Source organism: Streptomyces sp. NPDC059909, assembly GCF_042730885.1.
Lineage (GTDB): Bacteria > Actinomycetota > Actinomycetes > Streptomycetales > Streptomycetaceae > Streptomyces.
In genome coordinates this window covers 33,848-55,435 of sequence record NZ_JBHWKX010000008.1, presented here as the reverse complement: position 1 = coordinate 55,435, position 21,588 = coordinate 33,848, and the positions used below count along the sequence as shown (strand labels likewise).

15 protein-coding genes and 3 pseudogenes are annotated in these 21,588 nt (G+C 71.3%); 7 read left to right on the top strand and 11 right to left on the bottom strand.

Annotated elements, in window-relative coordinates; all coding sequences use genetic code 11:
• Positions 1 to 29: 29 nt before the first annotated feature.
• From ACFV9O_RS08580 to ACFV9O_RS08570, 3 genes are all read right to left on the bottom strand, one after another.
• Entirely contained in the window at positions 30 to 671 is a 642-nt protein-coding gene (locus ACFV9O_RS08580; RefSeq protein WP_385414300.1) for a hypothetical protein, read from the bottom strand.
• A gap of 147 nt (positions 672 to 818) precedes the next feature.
• Positions 819 to 2,654, bottom strand: coding sequence for a glycoside hydrolase family 3 protein (locus ACFV9O_RS08575; RefSeq protein ID WP_385414098.1), 1,836 nt, complete (start codon positions 2,652 to 2,654; stop codon positions 819 to 821).
• Positions 2,655 to 3,162: 508 nt separating this feature from the next.
• On the bottom strand, positions 3,163 to 3,612 hold the full coding sequence (locus ACFV9O_RS08570) for a hypothetical protein (RefSeq protein WP_385414096.1): 450 nt from the start codon (positions 3,610 to 3,612) through the stop codon (positions 3,163 to 3,165).
• A gap of 151 nt (positions 3,613 to 3,763) precedes the next feature.
• Here ACFV9O_RS08570 and ACFV9O_RS08565 point away from each other — a divergent pair, with 151 nt between their 5' ends.
• Positions 3,764 to 4,723, top strand: coding sequence for an EamA family transporter (locus tag ACFV9O_RS08565; RefSeq protein WP_385414093.1), 960 nt, complete (start codon positions 3,764 to 3,766; stop codon positions 4,721 to 4,723).
• On the opposite strand, the pseudogene ACFV9O_RS08560 reads toward ACFV9O_RS08565, so the two are convergent.
• The 3 genes and pseudogenes from ACFV9O_RS08560 to ACFV9O_RS08550 all read right to left on the bottom strand — a co-directional run.
• A pseudogene (locus ACFV9O_RS08560) lies at positions 4,605 to 5,384 on the bottom strand (sugar phosphate isomerase/epimerase family protein); the annotation flags it as partial. The gene ACFV9O_RS08565 and the pseudogene ACFV9O_RS08560 overlap by 119 nt on opposite strands.
• Complete coding sequence (locus ACFV9O_RS08555; RefSeq protein ID WP_385414091.1) at positions 5,381 to 6,325, bottom strand: GNAT family N-acetyltransferase; 945 nt, start codon at positions 6,323 to 6,325, stop codon at positions 5,381 to 5,383. The gene ACFV9O_RS08555 and the pseudogene ACFV9O_RS08560, both read right to left, overlap by 4 nt.
• A gap of 330 nt (positions 6,326 to 6,655) precedes the next feature.
• Positions 6,656 to 7,723, bottom strand: a complete 1,068-nt coding sequence (locus ACFV9O_RS08550) for a LacI family DNA-binding transcriptional regulator (RefSeq protein ID WP_385414090.1) — start codon at positions 7,721 to 7,723, stop codon at positions 6,656 to 6,658.
• Between the two features lie 174 nt (positions 7,724 to 7,897).
• Between ACFV9O_RS08550 and ACFV9O_RS08545 the strand changes: the two genes are divergently transcribed.
• The 5 genes from ACFV9O_RS08545 to ACFV9O_RS08525 all read left to right on the top strand — a co-directional run bounded on the left by ACFV9O_RS08545 (position 7,898) and on the right by ACFV9O_RS08525 (position 15,217).
• Positions 7,898 to 9,049: a Gfo/Idh/MocA family protein gene (locus ACFV9O_RS08545; RefSeq protein WP_385414087.1), complete on the top strand. Its 1,152-nt coding sequence runs from the start codon at positions 7,898 to 7,900 to the stop codon at positions 9,047 to 9,049.
• Positions 9,046 to 10,212 carry a dihydrodipicolinate synthase family protein gene (locus tag ACFV9O_RS08540; protein WP_385414085.1) on the top strand — a complete coding sequence of 389 codons (1,167 nt, stop codon included), beginning with the start codon at positions 9,046 to 9,048 and terminating at the stop codon, positions 10,210 to 10,212. Before ACFV9O_RS08545 ends, ACFV9O_RS08540 begins: the two co-directional genes overlap by 4 nt.
• 32 nt (positions 10,213 to 10,244) lie before the next feature.
• On the top strand, positions 10,245 to 11,042 hold the full coding sequence (locus tag ACFV9O_RS08535; protein ID WP_385414296.1) for a sugar phosphate isomerase/epimerase family protein: 798 nt from the start codon (positions 10,245 to 10,247) through the stop codon (positions 11,040 to 11,042).
• Between the two features lie 490 nt (positions 11,043 to 11,532).
• On the top strand, positions 11,533 to 13,761 hold the full coding sequence (locus tag ACFV9O_RS08530) for an ATP-dependent RecD-like DNA helicase (protein WP_385414082.1): 2,229 nt from the start codon (positions 11,533 to 11,535) through the stop codon (positions 13,759 to 13,761).
• 166 nt (positions 13,762 to 13,927) lie between these two features.
• Complete coding sequence (locus tag ACFV9O_RS08525) at positions 13,928 to 15,217, top strand: citrate synthase (protein WP_385414079.1); 1,290 nt, start codon at positions 13,928 to 13,930, stop codon at positions 15,215 to 15,217.
• 387 nt (positions 15,218 to 15,604) lie between these two features.
• Here ACFV9O_RS08525 and ACFV9O_RS08520 read toward each other — a convergent pair.
• The 3 genes and pseudogenes from ACFV9O_RS08520 to ACFV9O_RS08510 all read right to left on the bottom strand — a co-directional run bounded on the left by ACFV9O_RS08520 (position 15,605) and on the right by ACFV9O_RS08510 (position 18,730).
• Positions 15,605 to 17,885 (bottom strand): annotated as a pseudogene (locus ACFV9O_RS08520) (copper-translocating P-type ATPase).
• A 289-nt stretch (positions 17,886 to 18,174) separates the two neighbouring features.
• Positions 18,175 to 18,276: pseudogene (locus tag ACFV9O_RS08515) on the bottom strand (cation transporter); the annotation flags it as partial.
• A 139-nt stretch (positions 18,277 to 18,415) separates the two neighbouring features.
• A complete protein-coding gene (locus tag ACFV9O_RS08510; RefSeq protein WP_385414293.1) occupies positions 18,416 to 18,730 on the bottom strand; it encodes a heavy-metal-associated domain-containing protein in 315 nt (104 codons plus the stop codon).
• A 234-nt stretch (positions 18,731 to 18,964) separates the two neighbouring features.
• On the opposite strand from ACFV9O_RS08510, the gene ACFV9O_RS08505 reads away from it, so the two are divergent.
• Entirely contained in the window at positions 18,965 to 20,095 is a 1,131-nt protein-coding gene (locus tag ACFV9O_RS08505; RefSeq protein ID WP_385414076.1) for a zinc-dependent alcohol dehydrogenase family protein, read from the top strand.
• A gap of 89 nt (positions 20,096 to 20,184) precedes the next feature.
• On the opposite strand, the gene ACFV9O_RS08500 is transcribed toward ACFV9O_RS08505, so the two are convergent.
• Positions 20,185 to 20,382 carry a helix-turn-helix transcriptional regulator gene (locus ACFV9O_RS08500; RefSeq protein WP_385414073.1) on the bottom strand — a complete coding sequence of 66 codons (198 nt, stop codon included), beginning with the start codon at positions 20,380 to 20,382 and terminating at the stop codon, positions 20,185 to 20,187.
• 212 nt (positions 20,383 to 20,594) lie between these two features.
• Positions 20,595 to 21,506, bottom strand: a complete 912-nt coding sequence (locus ACFV9O_RS08495; protein ID WP_385414071.1) for a sugar phosphate isomerase/epimerase family protein — start codon at positions 21,504 to 21,506, stop codon at positions 20,595 to 20,597.
• Positions 21,507 to 21,588: the final 82 nt, after the last annotated feature.

The window sequence follows — 21,588 nt, the reverse complement described above, 5'->3', positions numbered from 1 at the left end:
TGTCGCTGTGGGCTGCGTTCGCTGTGTGGTTACACACGGCGGGCGCAGCCCACCGGCCTTTCGCCGTCCAACTGGACGTACAGATCGGTCGCCGGCGGGCACTGCGCCCGCCTCTCCACCGCGGAAGCCACCTCGAACTCGGGCCGCTGCTCGCCCGAACCGTCACACGCCGTCTCCTTCACCTGCCCCTTGCGGGAGGTGTAGACGCAGTCGCCCGGTACGGTGTGCGGTCCGCCGCCCCCGCCCGGGTCACCCGGATGGGGCGGCTCCAGATTGCGCATGCACGCATAGCCCTGCGGCACGGTCCCGTCGCCGTCCTCGTCGGCCGACGGTCGGCTCTGGGAGATGTGCAGGACGAAGTCGGTCGCGGTCGGGCAGGCCGGGCCGTCCGCCCGGCGCCCTTCGTGGCGCACGACGACCCGGGCGGACGCCTTCTCGCTCGTGCACGGCACCTCACGGACGTCGCCCCCGCCGCCGCGGCTGCTGCAGTCGCCGGGCCCCAGGAACACCGCCCCGTACCCGGACGGCCCGGCCGGCACCAAGCCTGTCCCGGTCTCGGTCTGCCGGGATCCGTCCGCGTCCGAGCCGCCGCGCCCCGACGGCCCCTGGCAGCCTAGGGCGCCGCCGAGGACGAGCGTGACGCACACCACCCCCACGCCCAGCTGACGCATACGCATGCACTTCCCCCCGGTCGGTCCGTCCCAGCGTGGCCCGCGGAAGCGGGCACACGCCAGGGGAGCGGGGGGCTTTCCGTCGTGTGGGGGTGGTGCGCCGGTAGCGCGGCGTACCCCGCGCTACGTCTTACTGCGTCGGCCCGGTCAGTACGTCAGCCCGTATCCGACCGGGTAGAGCACCTGCGTCGGATCGGCCGCGCGCTGCACGGGCACCGGCAGACTGCCCTCCGGCCCGGCGTGCCCCGCGATCACCCTTACGGCGGCGCGGAGTTCGACGTCCGTCCAGCTGTACGCGGCGAGCGAGGCGGCGAAGCCGGTGCCGGTCAGCTGGGCGATGTCGTACGGGTTGCGGATGGCGACCGTGACCACGGGCACGCCGGTCGCGGCGAGCCGGGACACGAGGGTGCGCTGGGGGCTGGTCGCCGAGACGTTGTACGTACCGACGACCACGACGTCCTTGCCGGCCGCGGCGGCCGCCGCCTCGTCGATCTTTGCGGCGGTCGGGGTGATGCCGGTGGACACGGCCGTGGCGGTGAAGCCCAGTTCGGTGAAGGCCTTGGCCAGGGTGGCCGTGGGCGGGCCGGTCGTGCCGGAGGGGGACGCCGGGTCCGCGCCGACGACGAGGACGTTGCCGTGGCTGCGGCGGGAGAGCGGCAGGAAGCCGTTCTCGTTCACCAGCAGGGTCGTGGTCTCCTCGGCGATCCGGTCGGCGGCGGCGAGGTGGCTGTGGGTCCCGACCATGCGGTCCACGCCCTCGTGCGAGACGAACGGGTCGCGGAACAGCCCGAGTTTCGACTTCAGGAGGAGGATGCGCAGGATCGACTCCTCGACGCGCTCCTCGGTCAGCTCGCCGCTCTTGACCGCCTCGAGCACAGCGTTCCAGGCGATGCTCAGGCTCGGCGGGTTGAGCAGCTGGTCGCAGCCCGCCTTCAGCGCGAGTACCGGGACACGTTCGTCACCGTACTTCTGGCGCACGCCCGCCATGCCCAGGGAGTCGGTGACCACGACCCCGTCGTAGCCGAGCTGCTCGCGCAGGATGCCCGTGAGGATGGGCCGGGAGAGCGTCGCCGGGTCCTCGCTCGGGTCGAGCGCGGGGACCACGATGTGCGCGGTCATGATCGAGTCGATCCCGGCGGCGACGGCCGCCCGGAACGGCGGCGCGTCCAGCTCGCCCCACTGCTCACGCGTGTGGTGGATGGTGGGCAGGGCGTAGTGGCTGTCGTCCTTCGTGTCGCCGTGCCCCGGGAAGTGCTTGGACGTCGCGGCGATGCCCGCGCCCTGGTAGCCGCGCACCTGGGCGGCGACGAGCCCGGCCACGGCCTGCGGGTCGGCGCCGAAGGAGCGTACGCCGATGACGGGGTTGGCCGGATTCACGTTCACATCGGCGACCGGCGCGTAGTTCTGCGTGATGCCCATCGCGGCGAGCTCGGTGCCCGCGATCCGCGCGGCCTCGTGGGCGCGTGAGCGCGAGCCGCCCGCCCCCAGCGCCATCGCGCCCGGCACGAGGGTCGCGGGCTTGCCGACCCGGGCGACGATGCCGTGCTCCTGGTCGGTGGATATCAGCAGGGGAACGGGCGTGGGCTGGGCGAGGCCCGCCTGCTGGATGCCGTTGGAGAGGTCGGCTATCTGGTGGGGTTCGCGGGTGTTGTGCGCCCAGGCGAAGTAGATGATGCCGCCCACGTGGTAACGCTCGATCAGCTCCGCGGCGGTCCTGACGCCGATCTCCTTGAGGTTGGCGTCGATGTCGGCCTGGTCGGGGGTGGTGGCGGAGTGCCCGTACACCCGCATGACGAAGAGCTGGCCGACCTTCTCCTCCAGACTCATCCGCGAGATGAGGTGCTTGAGGCGGTTGCGCGTGGCGGCTTCGGCGTCGCCCGGGGCGGAGGCGAGGGCCGAGGCCGGGGCGAGCGCGACGGCCGCGGCTCCGGCGGCGGTCGCGGCGAGGAGAGTACGTCTGGAGGGGGTCGTTCGGTCCTGCACTGGTGCTCCTCCCGTGAAGGAAACTTCCAAGGAGCCACGGATATCCGGAAAGTAACTGCCAGTCAAGGGATCCGGCAGGGACGGGTGCGCGGGGTGGGCGTGACGGAGCCCGGCGACGGCGGGGCATGGCGGCGTGACGTGGGCCGTGGGTTCGGGGCCGGGGAGTGGGACGTGCCCGGAGGAGGGCCGCCACCGGCGCTAGGGAGGGGGCGCACCGGTGGCGGCGTGGACTGCCGGCCGCAGGCGGCTGGAGAGGGGAGTCAGCGATCGCAGCCAGCAGCGAGGGCCGACACCGCTCTGCGGTGACTCACCGGCAGGACGGGACTTGGACGGTGCGGGATCGCCGCAGGTTCCCCGTACTGCGAAGATTTCCTGCATTCCTGAGCAATGATGCGGATGATGCCGTTGTGACCCTGTCCGGGTGTGATCCCTTCCGGGTGTGACCCCTCCCGGGTGTGACCCCTCCCGGGTGTGACCCCGTCCGGGTTTGTGCGTACGTCGACGTACGTCAGCGCCACTCGTGTACGTCCACGAGCGTGCCCGCCGTGAGGTCCGGACGTCCCCAGAAGTCCCCGACCTGGGTCGCCACGACGAGCACCGGCTGCCCATCGGTGCCGAGGTGAGCCGTGTAGAACCCGAACACCCACGACGGCTCCGCAACCAGGTCCCGCGGAGGCTTGAGCCGCACCAGCTCATTCCCGTCGGCCTCGTACACGACCGCGTTGTCCGACGGGGTGTACGGCGTGTCGTCCAGCGCCTCGACGACGAGAACCCGGCCGTCCCACGCCAGCGCGGCCTGGGTGGGGCGCGCGTACACCTTCTCCACGGTCCGCCCGTCGTCCGTCCAGCGCACGACCCGGTCGCCGTGGCTCCAGCCGATGAGGACGGGGGCGTGGTGGCGGGCGGCCTGGGGGTTCCGCGTGACCTGCGGGTGCTGGTCGTGCCGGTCCTGGCTCACGGGGAATCTCCACGGGTTGCCGATGGAACCACCGCCTCCAGCCTACTCACCTCCCCTCCACCCCCCACCGGCTCCGCTTTAGCGTTGCTTCCATCAACCATGAAGTAATCCGCACTGGTGCTACATGGTTGCCACCGGCGAAGATCTATCCATGCGCCCCGCCCATGTCGCACTCGCTGCCCTCGTCGCCGCCGTCTGGGGCGTGAACTTCGTCGTTATCGAGATCGGCCTCGAGCACTTCCCCCCTCTCCTCTTCTCGGCCCTGCGCTTCCTCGTCGCCGCCCTGCCGGCGGTGTTCTTCGTCGGCCGCCCCAAGGTGGCCTGGAAGTGGGTCGTCGCCGTCGGCCTGGTGCTGGGCGTCGCCAAGTTCGGCCTGCTCTTCACCGGTATGAACGAAGGCGCCCCGGCCGGACTGTCCTCCCTGATCCTCCAGATCCAGGCCGTCTTCACCGCGCTCTTCGCATTCCTGGCCCTGGGCGAGCGACCGGGTCGGACACGCGTACTCGGCATGCTGATCGCCCTCTCGGGCATCGGGGTGGCCGCGGTCGACGAAGGCGGCTCGGGCCCGTTGACCGGCTTCGCCCTGGTGATCGCCGCGGCGGCCTGCTGGGGCGTCTCCAACGTCCTCACCCGCAGGGCGTCCCCGCCCGACGCCCTCAACTTCATGGTCTGGGTGTCGGCCGTTCCCGTGCTCCCCCTGTTCGCCCTCTCCCTTCTGCTGGAAGGCCCGGACCAGGACCTCGCCGCACTCCGCGCCCTCGACTGGCCGGGCGTCGGCGTCATCGTCTACGTCGCCTGGATCACCACGGTCTTCGGCTTCGGTGCCTGGGGATGGCTCCTTCGCCGCCACCCCGCCTCGTCCGTGGCTCCGTTCTCCCTTCTCGTCCCGGTCTTCGGCATGTCGTCCGCGGCCCTCTTCCTGGACGAGTCGGTCAGCCCCCTCCGCTGGTGCGCGGCAGCCCTCCTCGTCGGCGGAGTCGCGCTCACCTCCCTGGCGCGGACAACGACTCCAGGTGCTTCCTCCCCGCCTCCAGCAGCCCCGGCAGGTCCGGCGCCTGTGGATGCCAACGCTTCTCGTGCTCCCAGCACACCCAGCCGTCCTCGCCCGTGAGGGCCAGGCACTCGGCGAGGGGCAGGACGCCGCTGCCCAGGGGGAGGGGGGTGCGGTTCTCCCGCGAGGCGATGTCCTTGACCTGGACATAGCCGAGGAACGGGGCGAGGGCGGCATGGGTGGTCGCCGGGGCCTCGTCGCCCAGCCACGGGTGCATGACGTCCCACAGCGCCCCCGCATGGCGGTGGCCGACCGTGCCCAGGATGCGGGAGACCGCTTCGCCGGTCCGGTGCGAGTCGTGCGTCTCCAGCAGGATCCGCACGCCCAGGTCCGCCGCGGTCTCCGCCGCCGCGGCCAGCCGTCGCGCTGCCGTCGCGTCCGCCGTGTCCTGGTCCTGGTCGCCGCCACCGGGGAAGACCCGTATGTACGAGGCGCCCAAGTCCCTGGCCAGACCGAGTAGTTCGTCGATCTCCCGGCGTACGGCCTCGTCGTCGCCCGCGGCCGCCACCCGTGCGTAGCCGGCGACCGTCAGGATCTCCACGCCTGCGCGGGCGAACTCGTCCACCACCGCCACCCGTTCGCGCATGCCGATTCCCGGATGAACCGGCTCCTCGGCGTCGGCCCTCAGCTCCACTCCCTGGTAGCCGGTCGCGGCGGCGAGGGCGGCAACCTCGGGGACGGGCATCCCGGGAACTCCGAGCGTCGAGAAGGCGAGCTTCACTTGGGTGATCCTTCCTGGAGGGGCAGCCGCCAGTCCTGGCCGACCAGATCCGCCCCGTACGAGCGGTGGGGCTTCTCGGCGACGAGGGTGAAACCGGCACGCTGATAGATCTTGCGGGCGGCGGTCAGTACGTCGTTCGTCCACAGGACCAGCTCGCGGTAACCGACATCGCGGGCGAAGTCCACCACTGCGCCGACCAGTTGGTCACCGAGGCCGTGCCCGCGTGCCTCCGGCTCGACCAGAAGCAGTCTCAGCCGGGCGGTGGCCGGTGCCTCGTCCCGTACGCACATCACCGACCCGACCGGGCGGCCGTCCAGCTCCGCTATCCACACGCGCTCCAGATGCGGGTCGTGGTCCTGGGCGAAGTCCGCGACTATGCGGGCGACCAGGCCTTCGAAGTCCGTGTTCCACCCGAACTCCGCGGCGTAGAGCGCGCCATGGCGCTGGACGATCCAGCCGAGGTCGCCGGGGACTGGATCGCGCAGCACGGGTCCCTCGCGGTGGCGGTCCTGGTCGGGGCGGGCCTCGCCCAGTATGCCCCGCACCGTGCGCATCGCCTCCGTCAGACGGGGGCGGTCGTCCGTCGGCACGGCGGACAGCAGCTTGCCGACGGCTTCCCGCGACCGCTCGTCCAGCAGCGCGGTCGCCTCACGCCCGCGCTCGGTGAGCGTGATGCGCTGGCGCCGCGAATCCACCTCCGAGGGGGCACGCTCGACCAGACCGTCCCGCTCGAACTTGCCGAGCAGCCGGCTCAGATACCCCGCATCCAGGGAGAGCTCCATCCGGAGGTCGGCTGCGTCCGTGCGCGGGGCGTGCGCCAGCTCGTACAGCACGCGGGACTCGGTCAGTGTGTACGGCGTGTACAGATGCTTGCTGTAGTCGAGCGCGCCGATGAGGTTCGTGTAGAAGCGGTTGAAAGCGCGGACCTCGTGAATAGCCATGATCCACCCCTGACCTTTCTTTGACTGAGTCAAGGCTAGGTCCGGGCGGCAACCCCCGACAAGGCCTGTGGATAACTTCGCCCCGAGCCCCGAGCCCCGAGCCCCGAGCCCCGAGCCCCGAGCCCCGAGCCCCGAGCCTGGCGGACCGCGGACGCGCCACGACCATGCCCGGCCGGCGTGCGGGCCCGCCCGCGTCGCCTTGCATTCGGCCCCGCTCGGGCCGCCGCGCTCTGGCCGCCCTGCTCAGGCCGCCGCGCCCAGGTCGCCCTGCTCAGGCCGCCGCGCCCAGGTCGCGCCGCTCAGGCCGCCCCGCCCGGCCGTGCCCCGGCCTTACCCCCTCTTCGGCGGCGCCGTCGACGCCCGCGCCATGAGCTCCGCGCCGATCGTGGCGATACCCCCGGGCGGCGGCGCCTCCTTGCCCATGGCCAGCCGCCCTGCCCGTACCCCGGCCTCGTGGAGCGGCAGCCGTACCGTCGTCAGGGCCGGGACCGCGTCCACCGAGAACGGAAGGTCGTCGAAGCCGGCCACCGACACGTCCTCCGGAATGCGCAGGCCCTGGTCCCGCAGGGCCGCGCAGGCGCCCAGTGCCACCGTGTCGTTGGCGGCGACGATCGCCGTCAGATCCGGGTCGCGGCGCAGCAGCTCCAGCGTGGCGTCGTAGCCGGAGCGCCGGTCGTACGAGCCGTGCACGGTCAGCCGCGCGTGATCATCGGGGCCCTGGTCGATCCCTGCCGCAGTGAGCGCCGCCCGGTGGCCCTCGAGGCGGTGCCGGGTCGTCGTCCGCTCCACCGGCCCGGCCACGTACCCGATCCGCCGGTGCCCCAGCGCGATCAGGTGCTCGGTGAGCCGCCGCCCGCCGCCCCGGTTGTCGAAGGTGAGCGTCGCCGTGACGGACTCGCCCGGCACGGGCGGCCGGCCGCACAGCACCACCGTCGTCCCCGCGTCGGCGAGCTTGGCCAGCTTGGCCGACATCGCGGCGATGTGGTCCGGGTCCTCGAGAGCTCCACCGGTGAGGACGACCGCCGCGGCCCGCTGCCGCTGCAGCAGGGTGAGGTAGGTCAGTTCGCGCTCGGGCGAGCCGCCCGTGTTGCAGACCACCGCCAGCTTCTCGCCGCCCGCGCGGCCGGAAGCGCCCTCGCCGATCGCGGTCTGCGCCGCTCCGGCCATGATCCCGAAGAACGGGTCGGCGATGTCGTTGACCAGGATGCCGACCAGGTCGGACGTGGCCGCGGCGAGCGAGCTGGCCGGCCCGTTGAGTACGTAGTCCAGCTCGTCGACGGCGCGCAGTACCCGCTCCCGAGTCGTCGCGGCGACGGGGTAGTTGCCGTTGAGCACCCGGGAGACGGTCGCCGGGGACACCCGGGCGCGGGCCGCAACATCCGCCAGCGTGACTGTCATCGCTTTCCTCCGGGGGGAGATCGGACCGAGCCCTTGCAGGGCCACTGTGCGCAGGCTAGCGTCATAGCGCATAGAAAGCGCTTGCTGTCACCGTTTCGCGACCGTATCGAAGACACATCGAGGACACGAGGACGCAAGGAAACGAGGGGACGAGGGAAACATGGAGGCATCTTCGTGACACGCAGGACAGTGCGGATCGCCATGAACGGCGTGACGGGACGCATGGGATACCGGCAGCACCTTGTGCGCTCCCTCCTCGCGATCCGCGAGCAGGGCGGCCTCGACCTCGGCGACGGAGAGATCCTCTGGCCCGAGCCCGTCCTCGTGGGTCGCCGCGAGCACGCCCTGCGGGAGCTCGCCGAGCGGCACGGGCTGACGGAGTGGTCCACGGACCTCGACGCGGTGCTCGCCGACGGGACCGTCGACATCTACTTCGACGCCCAGGTCACCTCGGCCCGCGTAGAGGCCATCAAGAAGGCGATCGCCGCGGGCAAGCACATCTACACGGAGAAGCCCACCGCGACCGACCTCGAGGGCGCCCTCCAACTGGCCCGGCTCGCCCAGGCCGCCGGCGTCCGGCACGGTGTCGTCCAGGACAAGATCTTCCTGCCGGGACTGCTGAAGCTGAAGCGCCTCGTGGAGGGCGGCTTCTTCGGGGAGATCCTCTCCATCAGGGGGGAGTTCGGCTACTGGGTCTTCGAGGGGGACTGGCAGGAGGCCCAGCGGCCCTCGTGGAACTACCGTTCCGAGGACGGCGGCGGCATCGTCGTCGACATGTTCCCGCACTGGGAGTACGTACTGCACGAGCTGTTCGGCCGGGTGACGAGCGTTCAGGCGCAGGTCGTGACCCACATTCCGCAGCGCTGGGACGAGCGCGGCAAGCCGTACGAGGCGACGGCCGACGACGCTGCGTACGCCGTCTTCCGGCTGGAGGGCGGGGCCGTCGCCCAGATCAACTCCTCCTGGGCGGTGCGGGTGAACCGCGAGGAGCTGGTCGAGTTCCAGGTCGACGGCACGCACGGCTCGGCAGTCGCCGGGCTGCGGAGGTGCCGCGTGCAGCACCGCAGCGCGACGCCCAAGCCCGTGTGGAACCCGGATCTCCCCGCCACCGAGTCGTTCCGCGACCAGTGGCAGGAAGTGCCGGACAACATGGACTTCGGCAACGGCTTCAAGGCGCAGTGGGAGCTGTTCCTGCGGCATGTCGCCCTGGGCGAGCCGTACCACTGGGACCTGCTCGCGGGCGCGCGCGGGGTGCAGCTCGCCGAGCTCGGGCTGAAGTCGTCGGCGGAGGGGCGCAGGCTCGACGTTCCGGAGCTGACGCTGTGACGATCCGACTGCCGGGCGACGACGGCACGCTCCGCACGTACGAGCCGCGCGTCGCCGAACGCACGACTACCTACTCCGTAGGTAGTGCTCCGCTCGTCTCCCGTACGGTCTTCTCGGCGGCGCACGTCGTCGCCGACCCGTACGCGGACACCACCCCCGACGGCCCCGCGGCCGTCGACTGGGACGCCACCCTCGCCTTCCGCCGCCACCTGTGGGCGCACGGACTCGGCGTCGCGGAGGCCATGGACACCGCGCAGCGGGGGATGGGCCTGGACTGGGCGGGGGCGGCGGAGCTCATCCGGCGCTCGGCCGCGGAGGCGAAGGCGGTGGGTGGCCGCATCGCCTGCGGTGTCGGGACCGACCAGCTCACTCACCCCGGCGCGGACCTCGCGACCGTGAGCGCGGCGTACGAGGAGCAGCTCGCGCTCGTCGAGGAGAGCGGCGCGCAGGCGATCCTCATGGCCTCAAGGGCCTTGGCCGCGGCCGCCCGCGGCCCGGAGGACTATCTGACCCTGTATGGGCACCTGCTGCGGCAGGCGAGCGAGCCGGTCATCCTGCACTGGCTCGGCCCGATGTTCGATCCTGCGCTGGACGGTTACTGGGGGAGCGCGGACCTCGACGCCGCCACCGAGACCTTCCTCCAGGTGATCGCCGAGCACCCGGACAGGGTCGACGGAGTCAAGATCTCGCTGCTGGACGCGGAGCGCGAGATCGACCTGCGCCGGCGCCTCCCCGACGGCGTGCGCTGCTACACGGGCGACGACTTCCACTACCCCGAGCTGATCGCGGGCGACGACCAGGGCTTCAGCCACGCCCTGCTCGGGATCCTCGACCCTCTGGGGCCCGTGGCCGCCGAAGCCGTACGTGTCCTGGACACCGGCGACGCCAAGGGCTTCCGTGAACTCCTCGACCCGACGGTCGAACTGTCACGCCACCTCTTCGAAGCGCCGACCCGGTTCTACAAGACGGGAGTCGTCCTGCTGGCATGGCTGGCGGGCCACCAGTCCCACTTCACGATGGTCGGCGGCCTCCAGTCCGCCCGATCGCTGCCGCATCTCGCGCGGGCCTACGAGCTGGCGGACGGGCTGGGGCTGTTCCCCGACCCGGTGCTGGCCGAGGCCCGGATGAAATCCCTGCTCACGGTGTACGGAGTCGAGCAGTGACCCACAGCCTCTCGCGGTTCAGCATCAACCAGATGACGGTCAGGCAGCTCACGCTGCCGGAGCTCACGGATGCCTGCGCACGGCTCGGCGTGCCCGGTGTCGGGCTGTGGCGCGAACCCGTACAGGCGTACGGGATCGAGGCCGCCGCCAAGCTCGTGCGGGACGCGGGGCTCACGGTCACCACGCTCTGCCGTGGCGGCTTCTTCACCGCGACCGACCCCGGGGAGCGGGCCCGGGCCCTGGAGGACAACCGCGCGGCCGTCGACGAGGCGGCGGCCCTGGGTACGGACACCCTCCTCCTCGTCTCGGGCGGGCTGCCGGCCGGCAGCAAGGACCTGCCGGGGGCGCGCGAGCGCATCGCGGACGCGCTGGGCGAACTCGCGCCGTACGCGGGGGAGCGGGGCGTGCGCCTGGCGATCGAACCGCTGCATCCCATGTACGCGGCGGACCGTTGTGCCGTCTCCACGCTCACCCAGGCCCTCGACCTCGCCGAGCGCTTCCCCGCCGAGCAGGTCGGCGTCGTCGTGGACACGTACCACATCTGGTGGGACGACCAGGCGCCCGCGGCGGTCGCGCGCGCCGGAGCGGGCGGGCGGATCCACTCGTTCCAACTGGCCGATTGGATCACCCCGTTGCCGGAAGGGGTGCTCAACGGCAGGGGTCAGCTGGGCGAGGGCGCGATCGACCTGCGCACATGGCGCGAACAGGTCGAGGCTGCGGGCTATACGGGCCCGATCGAGGTGGAGCTCTTCAACGACGCGCTGTGGGCTCTCGACGGGGTGGTGCTGCTGGCGGACACGGTGGCGCGCTACGTCCGGCACGTGCTGTAGCACTCCGGGATGCAGCTTTCCGGGGTGCAGTTCCCCGGGGTCTCCCGGCTCTCCGGGGATTCCCGGGTTCTGCGGGTTCTGCGGGTCCGGTCGGCGGGCGCTCGGCCGGCGGACGCGCGGCGCTCACTGCTTCTTGGGGCCGCCACCCAGCAGATCGCCGAGCACCTCGCCGAGGCTGCCCTGAGCTCAGTACGTCCTGCTGAAATGAATCGTCATTCATGGCGAAAACGCTAAGAGTGCCCCGCTATGTCGGCATTTCGAGATTCCGCGAAAATAACTGCCTGCGATCGTGCAACCCTTCTGGCGTGAGACGAGTCGTACTTGGCGTCAGGGCTCCCGGGGGAGGGATCTGGGGGGATCGGGGAGTTCTGTCGGAGGGGGAGTGAGCGGGGCCCGGTCATGTGACCGGGCCCCTTGACTTGCCAGGCCCCCCTCGACCAGTTGTCCACAGGCGCGGCGGGTTGTCCGACCCGGACGGTAGCGTCGGATCATGTCCAATCTGGCAGTGGTCGAAGGGGTCCTGGAGCGGATCACCTACTCCAACGAGGAGAACGGGTACACGGTCGCCCGCGTCGACACCGGTCGCGGCGGCGGTGAGCTCCTCACGGTGGTCGGCTCCCTCCTCGGCGCGCAGCCCGGCGAATCGCTGCGCATGGAGGGCCGCTGGGGCTCCCATCCCCAGTACGGCAAGCAGTTCAGCGTCGAGAACTACACGACGGTCCTCCCCGCCACCGTCCAGGGCATCCGCCGCTATCTCGGCTCCGGCCTCATCAAGGGCATCGGCCCCAGGATCGCCGAGCGGATCGTCGACCACTTCGGCGCGGACACCCTCGACATCATCGAGCAGGAGCCCAAGAAGCTCATCGAGGTCCCGGGGCTCGGCCCGAAGCGGACGAAGATGATCGGCGTCGCCTGGGAGGAGCAGAAGGCCATCAAGGAAGTGATGGTCTTCCTCCAGGGCGTGGGTGTCTCCACCTCCATCGCCGTGCGGATCTACAAGAAGTACGGGGACGCCTCGATCTCCGTCGTGCGGAACCAGCCCTACCGCCTCGCGGCGGACGTCTGGGGCATCGGGTTCCTCACCGCCGACCGGATCGCCCAGGCCGTCGGCATCCCGCACGACAGCCCGGACCGGGTCAAGGCCGGCCTGCAGTACGCCCTGTCGCAGTCCACGGACCAGGGCCACTGCTTCCTCCCGCAGGAGCAGCTCATCGCCGACGCCGTGAAGCTGCTCCAGGTCGACACCGGCCTGGTCATCGACTGCCTCGCCGAGCTCGCGGCCGACGAGGAAGGAGTCGTGCGGGAGCGGGTCCCCGCCCCGGACGGCGGGGACCCGGTCACCGCGGTCTATCTGGTGCCGTTCCACCGCGCCGAGCTGTCCCTCTCCGCCCAGCTGATCCGTCTGCTGCGCACGGACGAGGACCGTATGCCGGCCTTCCAGGACGTGGCCTGGGACAAGGCGCTGGCCTGGCTCGTGGACCGCACGGGCGCGGAGCTGGCGCCCGAGCAGGAGCAGGCCGTGCGTCTCGCGCTCACCAGCAAGGTGGCCGTCCTCACCGGTGGCCCGGGCTGCGGCAAGTCCTTCACCGTCCGCTCGATCGTGGAGCTGGCCCGTGCCAAGAAGGCCAAGGTGGTGCTCGCCGCGCCCACGGGCCGGGCTGCGAAGCGGCTCGCCGAGCTCACCGGCGCAGAGGCGTCCACCGTGCACCGGCTGCTGGAGCTCAAGCCGGGCGGTGACGCGGCGTACGACCGGGACCGGCCGCTCGACGCCGACCTGGTGGTCGTCGACGAGGCGTCCATGCTCGATCTGCTTCTCGCCAACAAGCTGGTGAAGGCCGTGGCGCCGGGCGCGCATCTGCTCCTGGTCGGGGACGTGGACCAGCTGCCGAGCGTCGGCGCGGGGGAGGTGCTGCGGGATCTGCTCGCCGGATCCGGGCCGGTGCCGAGCGTCCGGCTGACCCGTATCTTCCGGCAGGCCCAGCAGTCCGGGGTCGTGACCAACGCCCACCGCATCAACTCCGGGTCACAGCCCCTCACCCAGGGCCTCGACGACTTCTTCCTCTTCGTCGAGGACGACACCGAGGAGGCGGGCAGGCTCACCGTGGACGTCGCGGCGCGGCGCCTCCCCGCCCGGTTCGGCCTGGACCCGAGGCGCGATGTGCAGGTGCTCGCCCCCATGCACCGCGGACCGGCCGGCGCGGGCACCCTCAACGGGCTGCTTCAGCAGGCGATCACACCCGCCCGCCCCGACCTGCCGGAGAAGCGGTTGGGCGGGAGGGTGTTCCGCGTCGGCGACAAGGTGACGCAGATTCGCAACAATTATGAGAAGGGGAAGAACGGAGTCTTCAACGGCACGGTCGGCGTGGTGACCTCGCTCAATCCGGTCGATCAGCGACTGACGGTGCTGACGGACGAGGACGAGGAGGTGCCGTACGACTTCGACGAGCTGGACGAGCTCGCGCATGCGTACGCCGTGACGATCCACCGCTCCCAGGGCAGCGAGTATCCGGCGGTCGTGATTCCGGTCACCACGGGTGCCTGGATGATGCTCCAGCGGAATCTGCTCTACACGGCCGTCACGCGCGCCAAGAAGCTCGTGGTCCTCGTCGGCTCTCGCAAGGCCATAGGGCAGGCGGTGCGGACCGTATCCGCAGGCAGGCGCTTTACCGCACTCGACCACCGGCTGGCAGGTGAAGGCTTCGTGGGAAAGATCACCTAAGACTTCCGGAACCGGGGCGAAGGGGGCAGGATGAGCAGGTTGGCGGCACTGAGTGCCGCCAAATGACCCCATGGTCGACCCCGAGTGCACTCTCCTCAGCCAAATGGGGGATGGTAGAGACAGTCAGGGCACCTCGAAGAAGAGGACTACGTCGGTGAGGGATGACGTGAGCGACAACTCTGTAGTACTGCGGTACGCGGACGGTGAATACACCTACCCGGTGGTCGAGAGCACCGTCGGTGACAAGGGCTTCGACATCGGGAAGCTCCGGGCGCAGACCGGTCTGGTGACCCTGGACAGCGGGTACGGCAACACGGCCGCCTATAAATCCGCGATCACCTACCTCGACGGCGAGCAGGGCATCCTGCGCTATCGCGGCTACCCGATCGAGCAGCTGGCCGAGCGCTCCTCCTTCCTCGAGGTGGCGTACCTGCTGATCAACGGGGAGCTCCCGACGGTCGACGAGCTGGCCGCGTTCCGGGGTGAGATCACCCAGCACACGCTGCTGCACGAGGACGTCAAGCGGTTCTTCGACGGCTTCCCGCGCGACGCCCACCCGATGGCGATGCTGTCGTCCGTGGTCAGCGCGCTGTCGACGTTCTACCAGGACAGCCACAACCCCTTCGACGACAAGCAGCGCCACCTCTCGACGATCCGGCTGCTGGCCAAGCTGCCGACGATCGCGGCGTACGCATACAAGAAGTCGATCGGCCACCCCTTCGTCTACCCGCGCAACGACCTCGGGTACGTGGAGAACTTCCTGCGGATGACCTTCTCGGTCCCGGCGCAGGAGTACGAGCTCGACCCGGTCGTGGTCGCCGCGCTCGACAAGCTGCTCATCCTGCACGCGGACCACGAGCAGAACTGTTCGACCTCCACCGTGCGCCTGGTCGGTTCCTCGCAGGCGAACATGTTCGCCTCGATCTCGGCCGGCATCTCCGCCCTGTGGGGCCCGCTGCACGGTGGCGCCAACCAGTCGGTGCTGGAGATGCTCGAGGGCATCGCGGCCTCCGGCAACGACGTCGACACCTTCATCCGCAAGGTGAAGAACAAGGAGGACGGCGTCCGCCTGATGGGCTTCGGCCACCGGGTCTACAAGAACTTCGACCCGCGCGCCAAGATCATCAAGGCTGCCGCCCACGATGTGCTCTCCGCGCTCGGCAAGTCCGACGAGCTGCTGGACATCGCCCTCAAGCTGGAGGAGCACGCGCTCTCGGACGACTACTTCGTCGAGCGCAAGCTCTACCCGAACGTGGACTTCTACACCGGTCTGATCTACCGGGCCATGGGCTTCCCGACCGAGATGTTCACCGTGCTGTTCGCGCTCGGCCGGCTGCCCGGCTGGATCGCCCAGTGGCACGAGATGATCAAGGAGCCGGGTTCCCGCATCGGCCGCCCGCGCCAGATCTACACGGGCGAGGTCCTGCGTGACTTCGTCCCGGTCGAGGCCCGCTGACGAGCGACGCCGCCGTCCGGACAAGGCTGAGAAGGCCTGAACGGGCCTGAACAAGGCGAGAAGCGCCCCGCTGCCGATCCCCCCACGGGTCGGCGAGCGGGGCGCTTCCCATATCCCCGGTGCGGATTCCCCCCACGGGATCCGGCCCGGGCGTCTGCTGATACCCAGCAGAAGCTCTTCGCGGTCTGCCGGGGTACGTATGTCGGGAGGGCCGCTCAAAGCTCCCCGGTCTACGTGCCCCGGCCAACGCTTGCCTGGGACGTCCCCCAAGACATCCCATGAACGTCCCCCAAGACGTTCTGGCATCGCCCACTTAGACTCGCGAAGAGCCCGAATGGTTACCCTCAAATATCTGTGATCTGGATCTCTTTGTGAAGGTCCTGTGTATCACGTGAAGGATCGCAGACGCAGGCTGTTGCCCACCACGAGAACGGATGAGAAGGCCATGGCAATTCCCGCGATCATGGGATTCAGCAGTCCGGCTGCGGCCAGCGGCAGGGCCGTGACGTTGTAGGCGAAGGCCCAGAAGAGGTTGCCCTTGATGGTGGCGAGGGTCCGCCGCGAGAGCCGGCCGGCGTCGGCGGCAACCCGCAGATCGCCCCGTACGAGCGTGAGATCCCCGTCCTCGATGGCCGCGTCCGTGCCCGTTCCCATGGCCAGGCCGAGATCGGCGGTGGCCAGTGCGGCCGCGTCGTTCACCCCATCCCCCACCATCGCGACCGTACGGCCCTCGGCCTGAAGCCGCCGGATCACGGCCACCTTGTCCTGCGGCAGCACCTCGGCGTACACCTCGTCGATGCCGACCTCGGCCGCGACCGCCTCGGCGACCACGCGTTCGTCGCCCGTCAGCAGCACCGGCCTCAGGCCCAGCGCACGCAGCCGGGCGACCGCCTCGGCGCTGCCGTCCTTGACCGCGTCGGCCACGCTCAGCACGCCGCGCGCCTTGCCGTCCCAGGCGACGGCGACGGCGGTACGTCCGGAGATCCCGGCGAGCTCGTGCGGCGGCTCCACGCCGGCCTCCTCGAGCAGGCGGGCGGCCGACGAGGACGCTACGGCCGTCGACCGTGCCGCGTACGCCGAGGCCGGGAACGTTCTCGAAGGTCTCGGGGGCGGGGAGCGCCCCGACCCTGGCCGCGGCGCCCTTCGCGACGGCACGGGCGACGGGGTGCTCGGACGCGTGCTCCAGGGCGCCCGCGAACCGCAGCAGCTCCTCCTCGGTGGCCGGGCCGGTGACGTACACGTCCTGCAGGCGCATACGGCCGGTGGTGACCGTTCCGGTCTTGTCGAGGACGACGGTGTCGACCGTGCGGGTCGACTCCAGGACCTCGGGGCCCTTGATGAGGATGCCGAGCTGGGCGCCGCGGCCCGTGCCGACCATGAGGGCCGTCGGGGTGGCCAGTCCCAGCGCGCACGGGCAGGCGATGATCAGCACGGCGACGGCCGCCGTGAACGAGGCGGCCGTGTCGTCGGTGACCAGCAGCCAGGTGACCACGGTGCCGAGGGCGATCAGCAGGACGACGGGAACGAAGACGGCCGAGATGCGGTCGGCGAGACGCTGCACCTGCGCCTTGCCGTTCTGGGCGTCCTCGACCATGCGCGCCATCCGGGCCAGCTGGGTGTCGGCGCCGATCCGGGTGGCCTCCACGACGAGCCGGCCCGTGGTGTTGACCGTCGCACCGGTGACGCCGTCGCCGACGGTCACGTCCACCGGGACGGACTCGCCCGTCAGCATCGACGCGTCGACGGTCGATGTGCCCTCGACGACGGTCCCGTCCGTCGCGATCTTCTCCCCCGTGCGCACGACGAACAGGTCGCCGACGGCGAGGTGGGCGGCCGGGATGCGCACCTCCGTGCCGCCCCTGAGCACGGCGACGTCCCTGGCGCCCAGCTCCAGCAGGGCGCGCAGGGCCGCACCCGCCTTCCGCTTGGCGTGCGCCTCCAGACAGCGGCCCAGAAGGATGAACGTGACGACGCCCGCGGCGACCTCGAGATAGATGGCCGATGCGGGATCGGTGCGGCCTGCGGTGGGGATGACGGCGAGGTCGAAGCCGTGACGCATCCCCGCCATCCCCGCCTGCCCGAAGAACAGGGCCCAGAGGGACCAGCCGAAGGCGGCGAGGGTGCCCAGGGAGACGAGGGTGTCCATGGTCGCCGCGCCGTGCCGGAGATTGGTCCACGCGGCGCGATGGAAGGGCAGCCCGCCCCAGACGACCACGGGGGCGGCGAGGATGAGGGAGAGCCACTGCCAGTAGTCGAACTGGAGCGTGGGGACCATGGCCAGCAGCACAACGGGTGCGGCGAGGAGCGCGGATATGCGCAGGCGCCGGCGCAGCGATACGGCGGCGTCGTCGGCGGAAGGCCGGGCTCCGGCTCCGGCGCCGGCGGTCTCGGGCTGGATCTGGGCCTGAGCCCGGGGCTGTGCGGATCGCGCGTCGGGCCGGGGCGCCGCGGTGCGGGCGGTCGCGGGCCGGGGCTGCGGGGGTGCGGCCGCCCGGTCGCCGGATTCCGTCCGGGCGGCGGCGGGTGTGCTGGTCTCGGCCCCGGCCCCGGCCCCGGCCCCGGCCGCGTCCGGCGCATCCGGGCTTCCTGGTGCGCGCGTACCGGGGCGGGGCGCAGGGCCGCCGCTTTCGGCACGAGCGCCGGCGACCCACGAGGCATCGCGGTGCACCCGGTCGAGCGCGCCCTGCGCCGCGGCGCCGACGCCGGTGACCTGCGTACCCTGCGCCGCGGCGGCGGAGCCGGACGGGGCGTCGTCCTCGCGGGGGCGCGGCGCGGGCTTGGTTGCGACGCCCGCGGGTCGTGCCCCGGGGGACCTCGCTCGCCTGGTGACCGGGGGCGACAGTCGTGCCTCTGGGCGCGGCGCCGTGGGCCGCGGCCGGGGCGCTCAGCGGCGTGGCCGTGTAGCCGGTCTTCTCGACCACGGCGACGAGGTCGGCGACCTCGGTTCCCTCGCCGTAGGCGACGCGGGCCTTCTCGGTCGCGTAGTTCACCGTCGCGGTGACGCCGTCCATGCGGTTGAGCTTCTTCTCGACGCGGGCCGCACACGATGCGCAGGTCATTCCGCCGATCAGGAACTCGATCCGGGACGTGCCCGCATCCGCGGTCTCGGTGGCGGTACCGGTCAAGGGTGGTGCTTGCTCCGAGGGCGGGCGGGCCGGGCCATGCGCCGCGGCGGTACGGCCCGGCCGGAAACGGGTGTCAGGCCTGGCCGACGAGCTCGTAGCCCGCCTCGTCGACCGCGGCGCGCACCGCGGCCTCCTCCAGCGGCGCGTCGGACACGATCGTGACCTGCCCGGTGGCGGCGACCGCCTTGACCGACGTGACGCCCGCGATTCCGGAGATCTCGCTCGACACCGCGCCCTCGCAGTGGCCGCAGGTCATGCCCTTCACCTCGTACACCGCGGTGAAGCCGGCCGGCTCGGTGGCCGTGGCGCCGCCGCCGTGGCAGGAACCGGCGGGCGAGCAGCAGGAGCCGGTGGCCAGGGGGATCTCGGTCTTCGTCTCGGCGGTCATGGAGTTCTCCTCTTCGAGCCGTGTGCGCTTCGCGAGCACTTCGCGGAACGACGTCATGGTGCATCAGGTGCATCAGGAGAGTCCCAGGGGCACCCCGGGTCCCTCTCCTCCCAGATTATACCCCTAGGGGGTATAAATGCGAGTCCGTGACGGCGTGTTGAAGAGCGAGTGTCGAACGATGCCGGGGCGGATAGGTTCGAGCCGATGCCAGCGGAGCCAGGGAAGGCGGTGCCGATGAGGGCAATGGTGTTCGAGAAGTACGGGCAGGATGCCGTGGTGCGGGACGTGCCGGACCCGGTGCCGTCGGACCACGGCGTGGTCGTGCGCGTCGAGGCCACCGGACTGTGCCGCAGCGACTGGCACGGCTGGATGGGGCACGACCCGGACATCAGGCTCCCGCACGTCCCGGGACACGAGCTCGCCGGAGTCGTCGAGGCGGTGGGCCCCGACGTCGCCCACTGGCGTCCCGGGGGCCGGGTCACCGTCCCCTTCGTCTGTGCCTGCGGCCGCTGCGCCGCGTGTGCGGCCGGGGACCAGCAGGTCTGCGAGCGCCAGACACAGCCCGGGTTCACGCACTGGGGATCCTTCGCTGAGTACGTGGCACTGGAGCACGCGGACGTGAATCTCGTCGCCGTGCCCGAGGAGCTGTCGTTCGCGACGGCGGCGGGACTCGGCTGCCGGTTCGCGACCGCCTTCCGGGCCGTCGTGGCCCAGGGGCGGGTGGCCCCGGGCGAGTGGGTCGCGGTGCACGGCTGCGGTGGGGTGGGGCTGTCCGCGGTGATGATCGCGGCGGCCTGCGGGGCACGGGTGGTCGCGGTGGACGTCTCGCCGCGGGCGCTCGAGCTGGCGCGGAAGTTCGGCGCGGCGGAGTGCGTGGACGCCACGGCGCTCGCGGGTACGGGCGCGGGTGCGGCCGGTACCGGCCCGGGCGGTACGGGCACGGACGGTACGGGCACGGGCGGTACGGGCACGGGCGGTACGGCCGAGGCAGTGCGGGAGCTGACGGGCGGCGGCGCCCATCTCTCGCTCGATGCGCTCGGCTCACCGGCCACCTGTGCGGCATCGGTGGAGAGCCTGCGCCGCCGCGGGCGGCATGTCCAGGTCGGTCTGCTGCCCTCGGCGGCCGGGGACCCGAGCGTGCCCATGAGCCGCCTCATCGGCCTGGAGCTGGAGATCCTCGGCAGTCATGGAATGGCCGCGCACGCCTACGGCCCGATGCTGGAGATGGTCCGCTCGGGGGTGCTGAGGCCGGATCTCCTGGTCACCTCGGTGATCTCCCTGGACGCCGCCCCGGCCGCGCTCTCCGCCATGGGCGCGACCCCCGGCGCGGGGGTGACGATCATCGAGCCGGCCCGGCGTCCCTGAGCGCCGACGGCCCGGCCTCCCGCGCCGACGCACGGCTCGGGGCCGGCGCCCCGGAAGTGGTGCGGGCCTGGGCGCGAGGGCGGCGGAACTCATTCCCTGCGGCCCCTGTTGCCGGGGCGGTTGGCCACCCAGCGGCGGATCGTGTCCGCGTACCAGTAGGGCTTTCCGGCTTCCACGTGGTCGGGCGGCGGAAGGAGGCCGTGCTTGCGGTACGAGCGAACCGTGTCCGGCTGCACCCGGATGTGCGCGGCGATGTCCTTGTAGGACCAGAGCCTTCTGTCCGTCATCTGTGGCACCTCCCTGCGCGCGCCGCAGCGGCGGCCGGGGGAGCCGTCGGGGGAGCTGGGGCGCAGACGCTGGCGATCACTGAGCCTGTGCCCGGTGCAACGACAGGGCGCCATGGGGAGGGAGGGGCTGTAGAGGCCCTGTGACGGAACGCCCACGTAACGGAGACATGCGTGACGGTGCGGCAACTGCCGTGACGTCGCCGGTATGACCGTCATGCCCCGCAGGAGCGGAGGAAGCGACGGGTGCGCTCGGCGATCGGGAAGGGCTTGTCCGGGGGGCACGGGTACATGTCCTGCTCGACGATGGCGAACAGGTCGACGTCCAGCCTCCGCGCCGCCGCCAGCACCGGCTCAAGCGCGGGGACCCCCTGCGGTGGCTCGCACATCACACCCCGCGCCACGGCCGGCCCGAACGCCACCTCGTCAGCGACCACTTCGGCGAGGATCTCCGGATCCACCTGCTTGAGGTGGAGGTAGCCGATCCGCTCGCCGTAGGTCTCGATGAGCTTGACGCTGTCGCCGCCGCAGTAGGCGTAGTGCCCGGTGTCCAGGCAGAGCGAGACCAGTCCGGGGTCGGTCGCGTCGAGGAAGCGGCTGACGTTCTCCTCGCTGTCGATGTGCGTGTCCGCGTGCGGGTGGACGACGATCCGCAGACCGAAGCGGTCGCCGACCTCCTGGCCGAGGCGCTCGGTCTGGGCGGTGAGATCGCGCCACTGCGCGGCGGTCAGTGTGCGGTCCTCCAGCACCTCACCCGTCTTGTCGTCACGCCAGAAAGACGGGATGACGACGAGATGGTCCGCGCCCATCGCCCGGGTGAGCGCCGCGATCCCGGCGACATGGGCCCAGGTCTTCTCCCAGACGGCCGGTCCGTGGTGCAGCCCCGTGAAGACGGTCCCGGCCGAGACCTTCAGCCCGCGGGCCGCGGTCTCCTCGGCGAGGCGGGCCGGGTCGGTGGGGAGGTAGCCGTACGGGCCGAGTTCGATCCACTCGTACCCCGCCTGTGCGACCTCGTCGAGGAAACGCCGCCAGGGAACCTGCTGCGGGTCGTGGGGGAACCACACGCCCCAGGAGTCAGGGGCCGACCCGATCCGGATGCGGTTGGACGAGGGGGCGGAGGAGGTCATGGCGGTCAGCTTTCCGGCCGCCCGAGAAAGGTGTCAAGCTTTCGTCCGAATGTAAGGACAAAACATTGACAGTGCTCAGGTG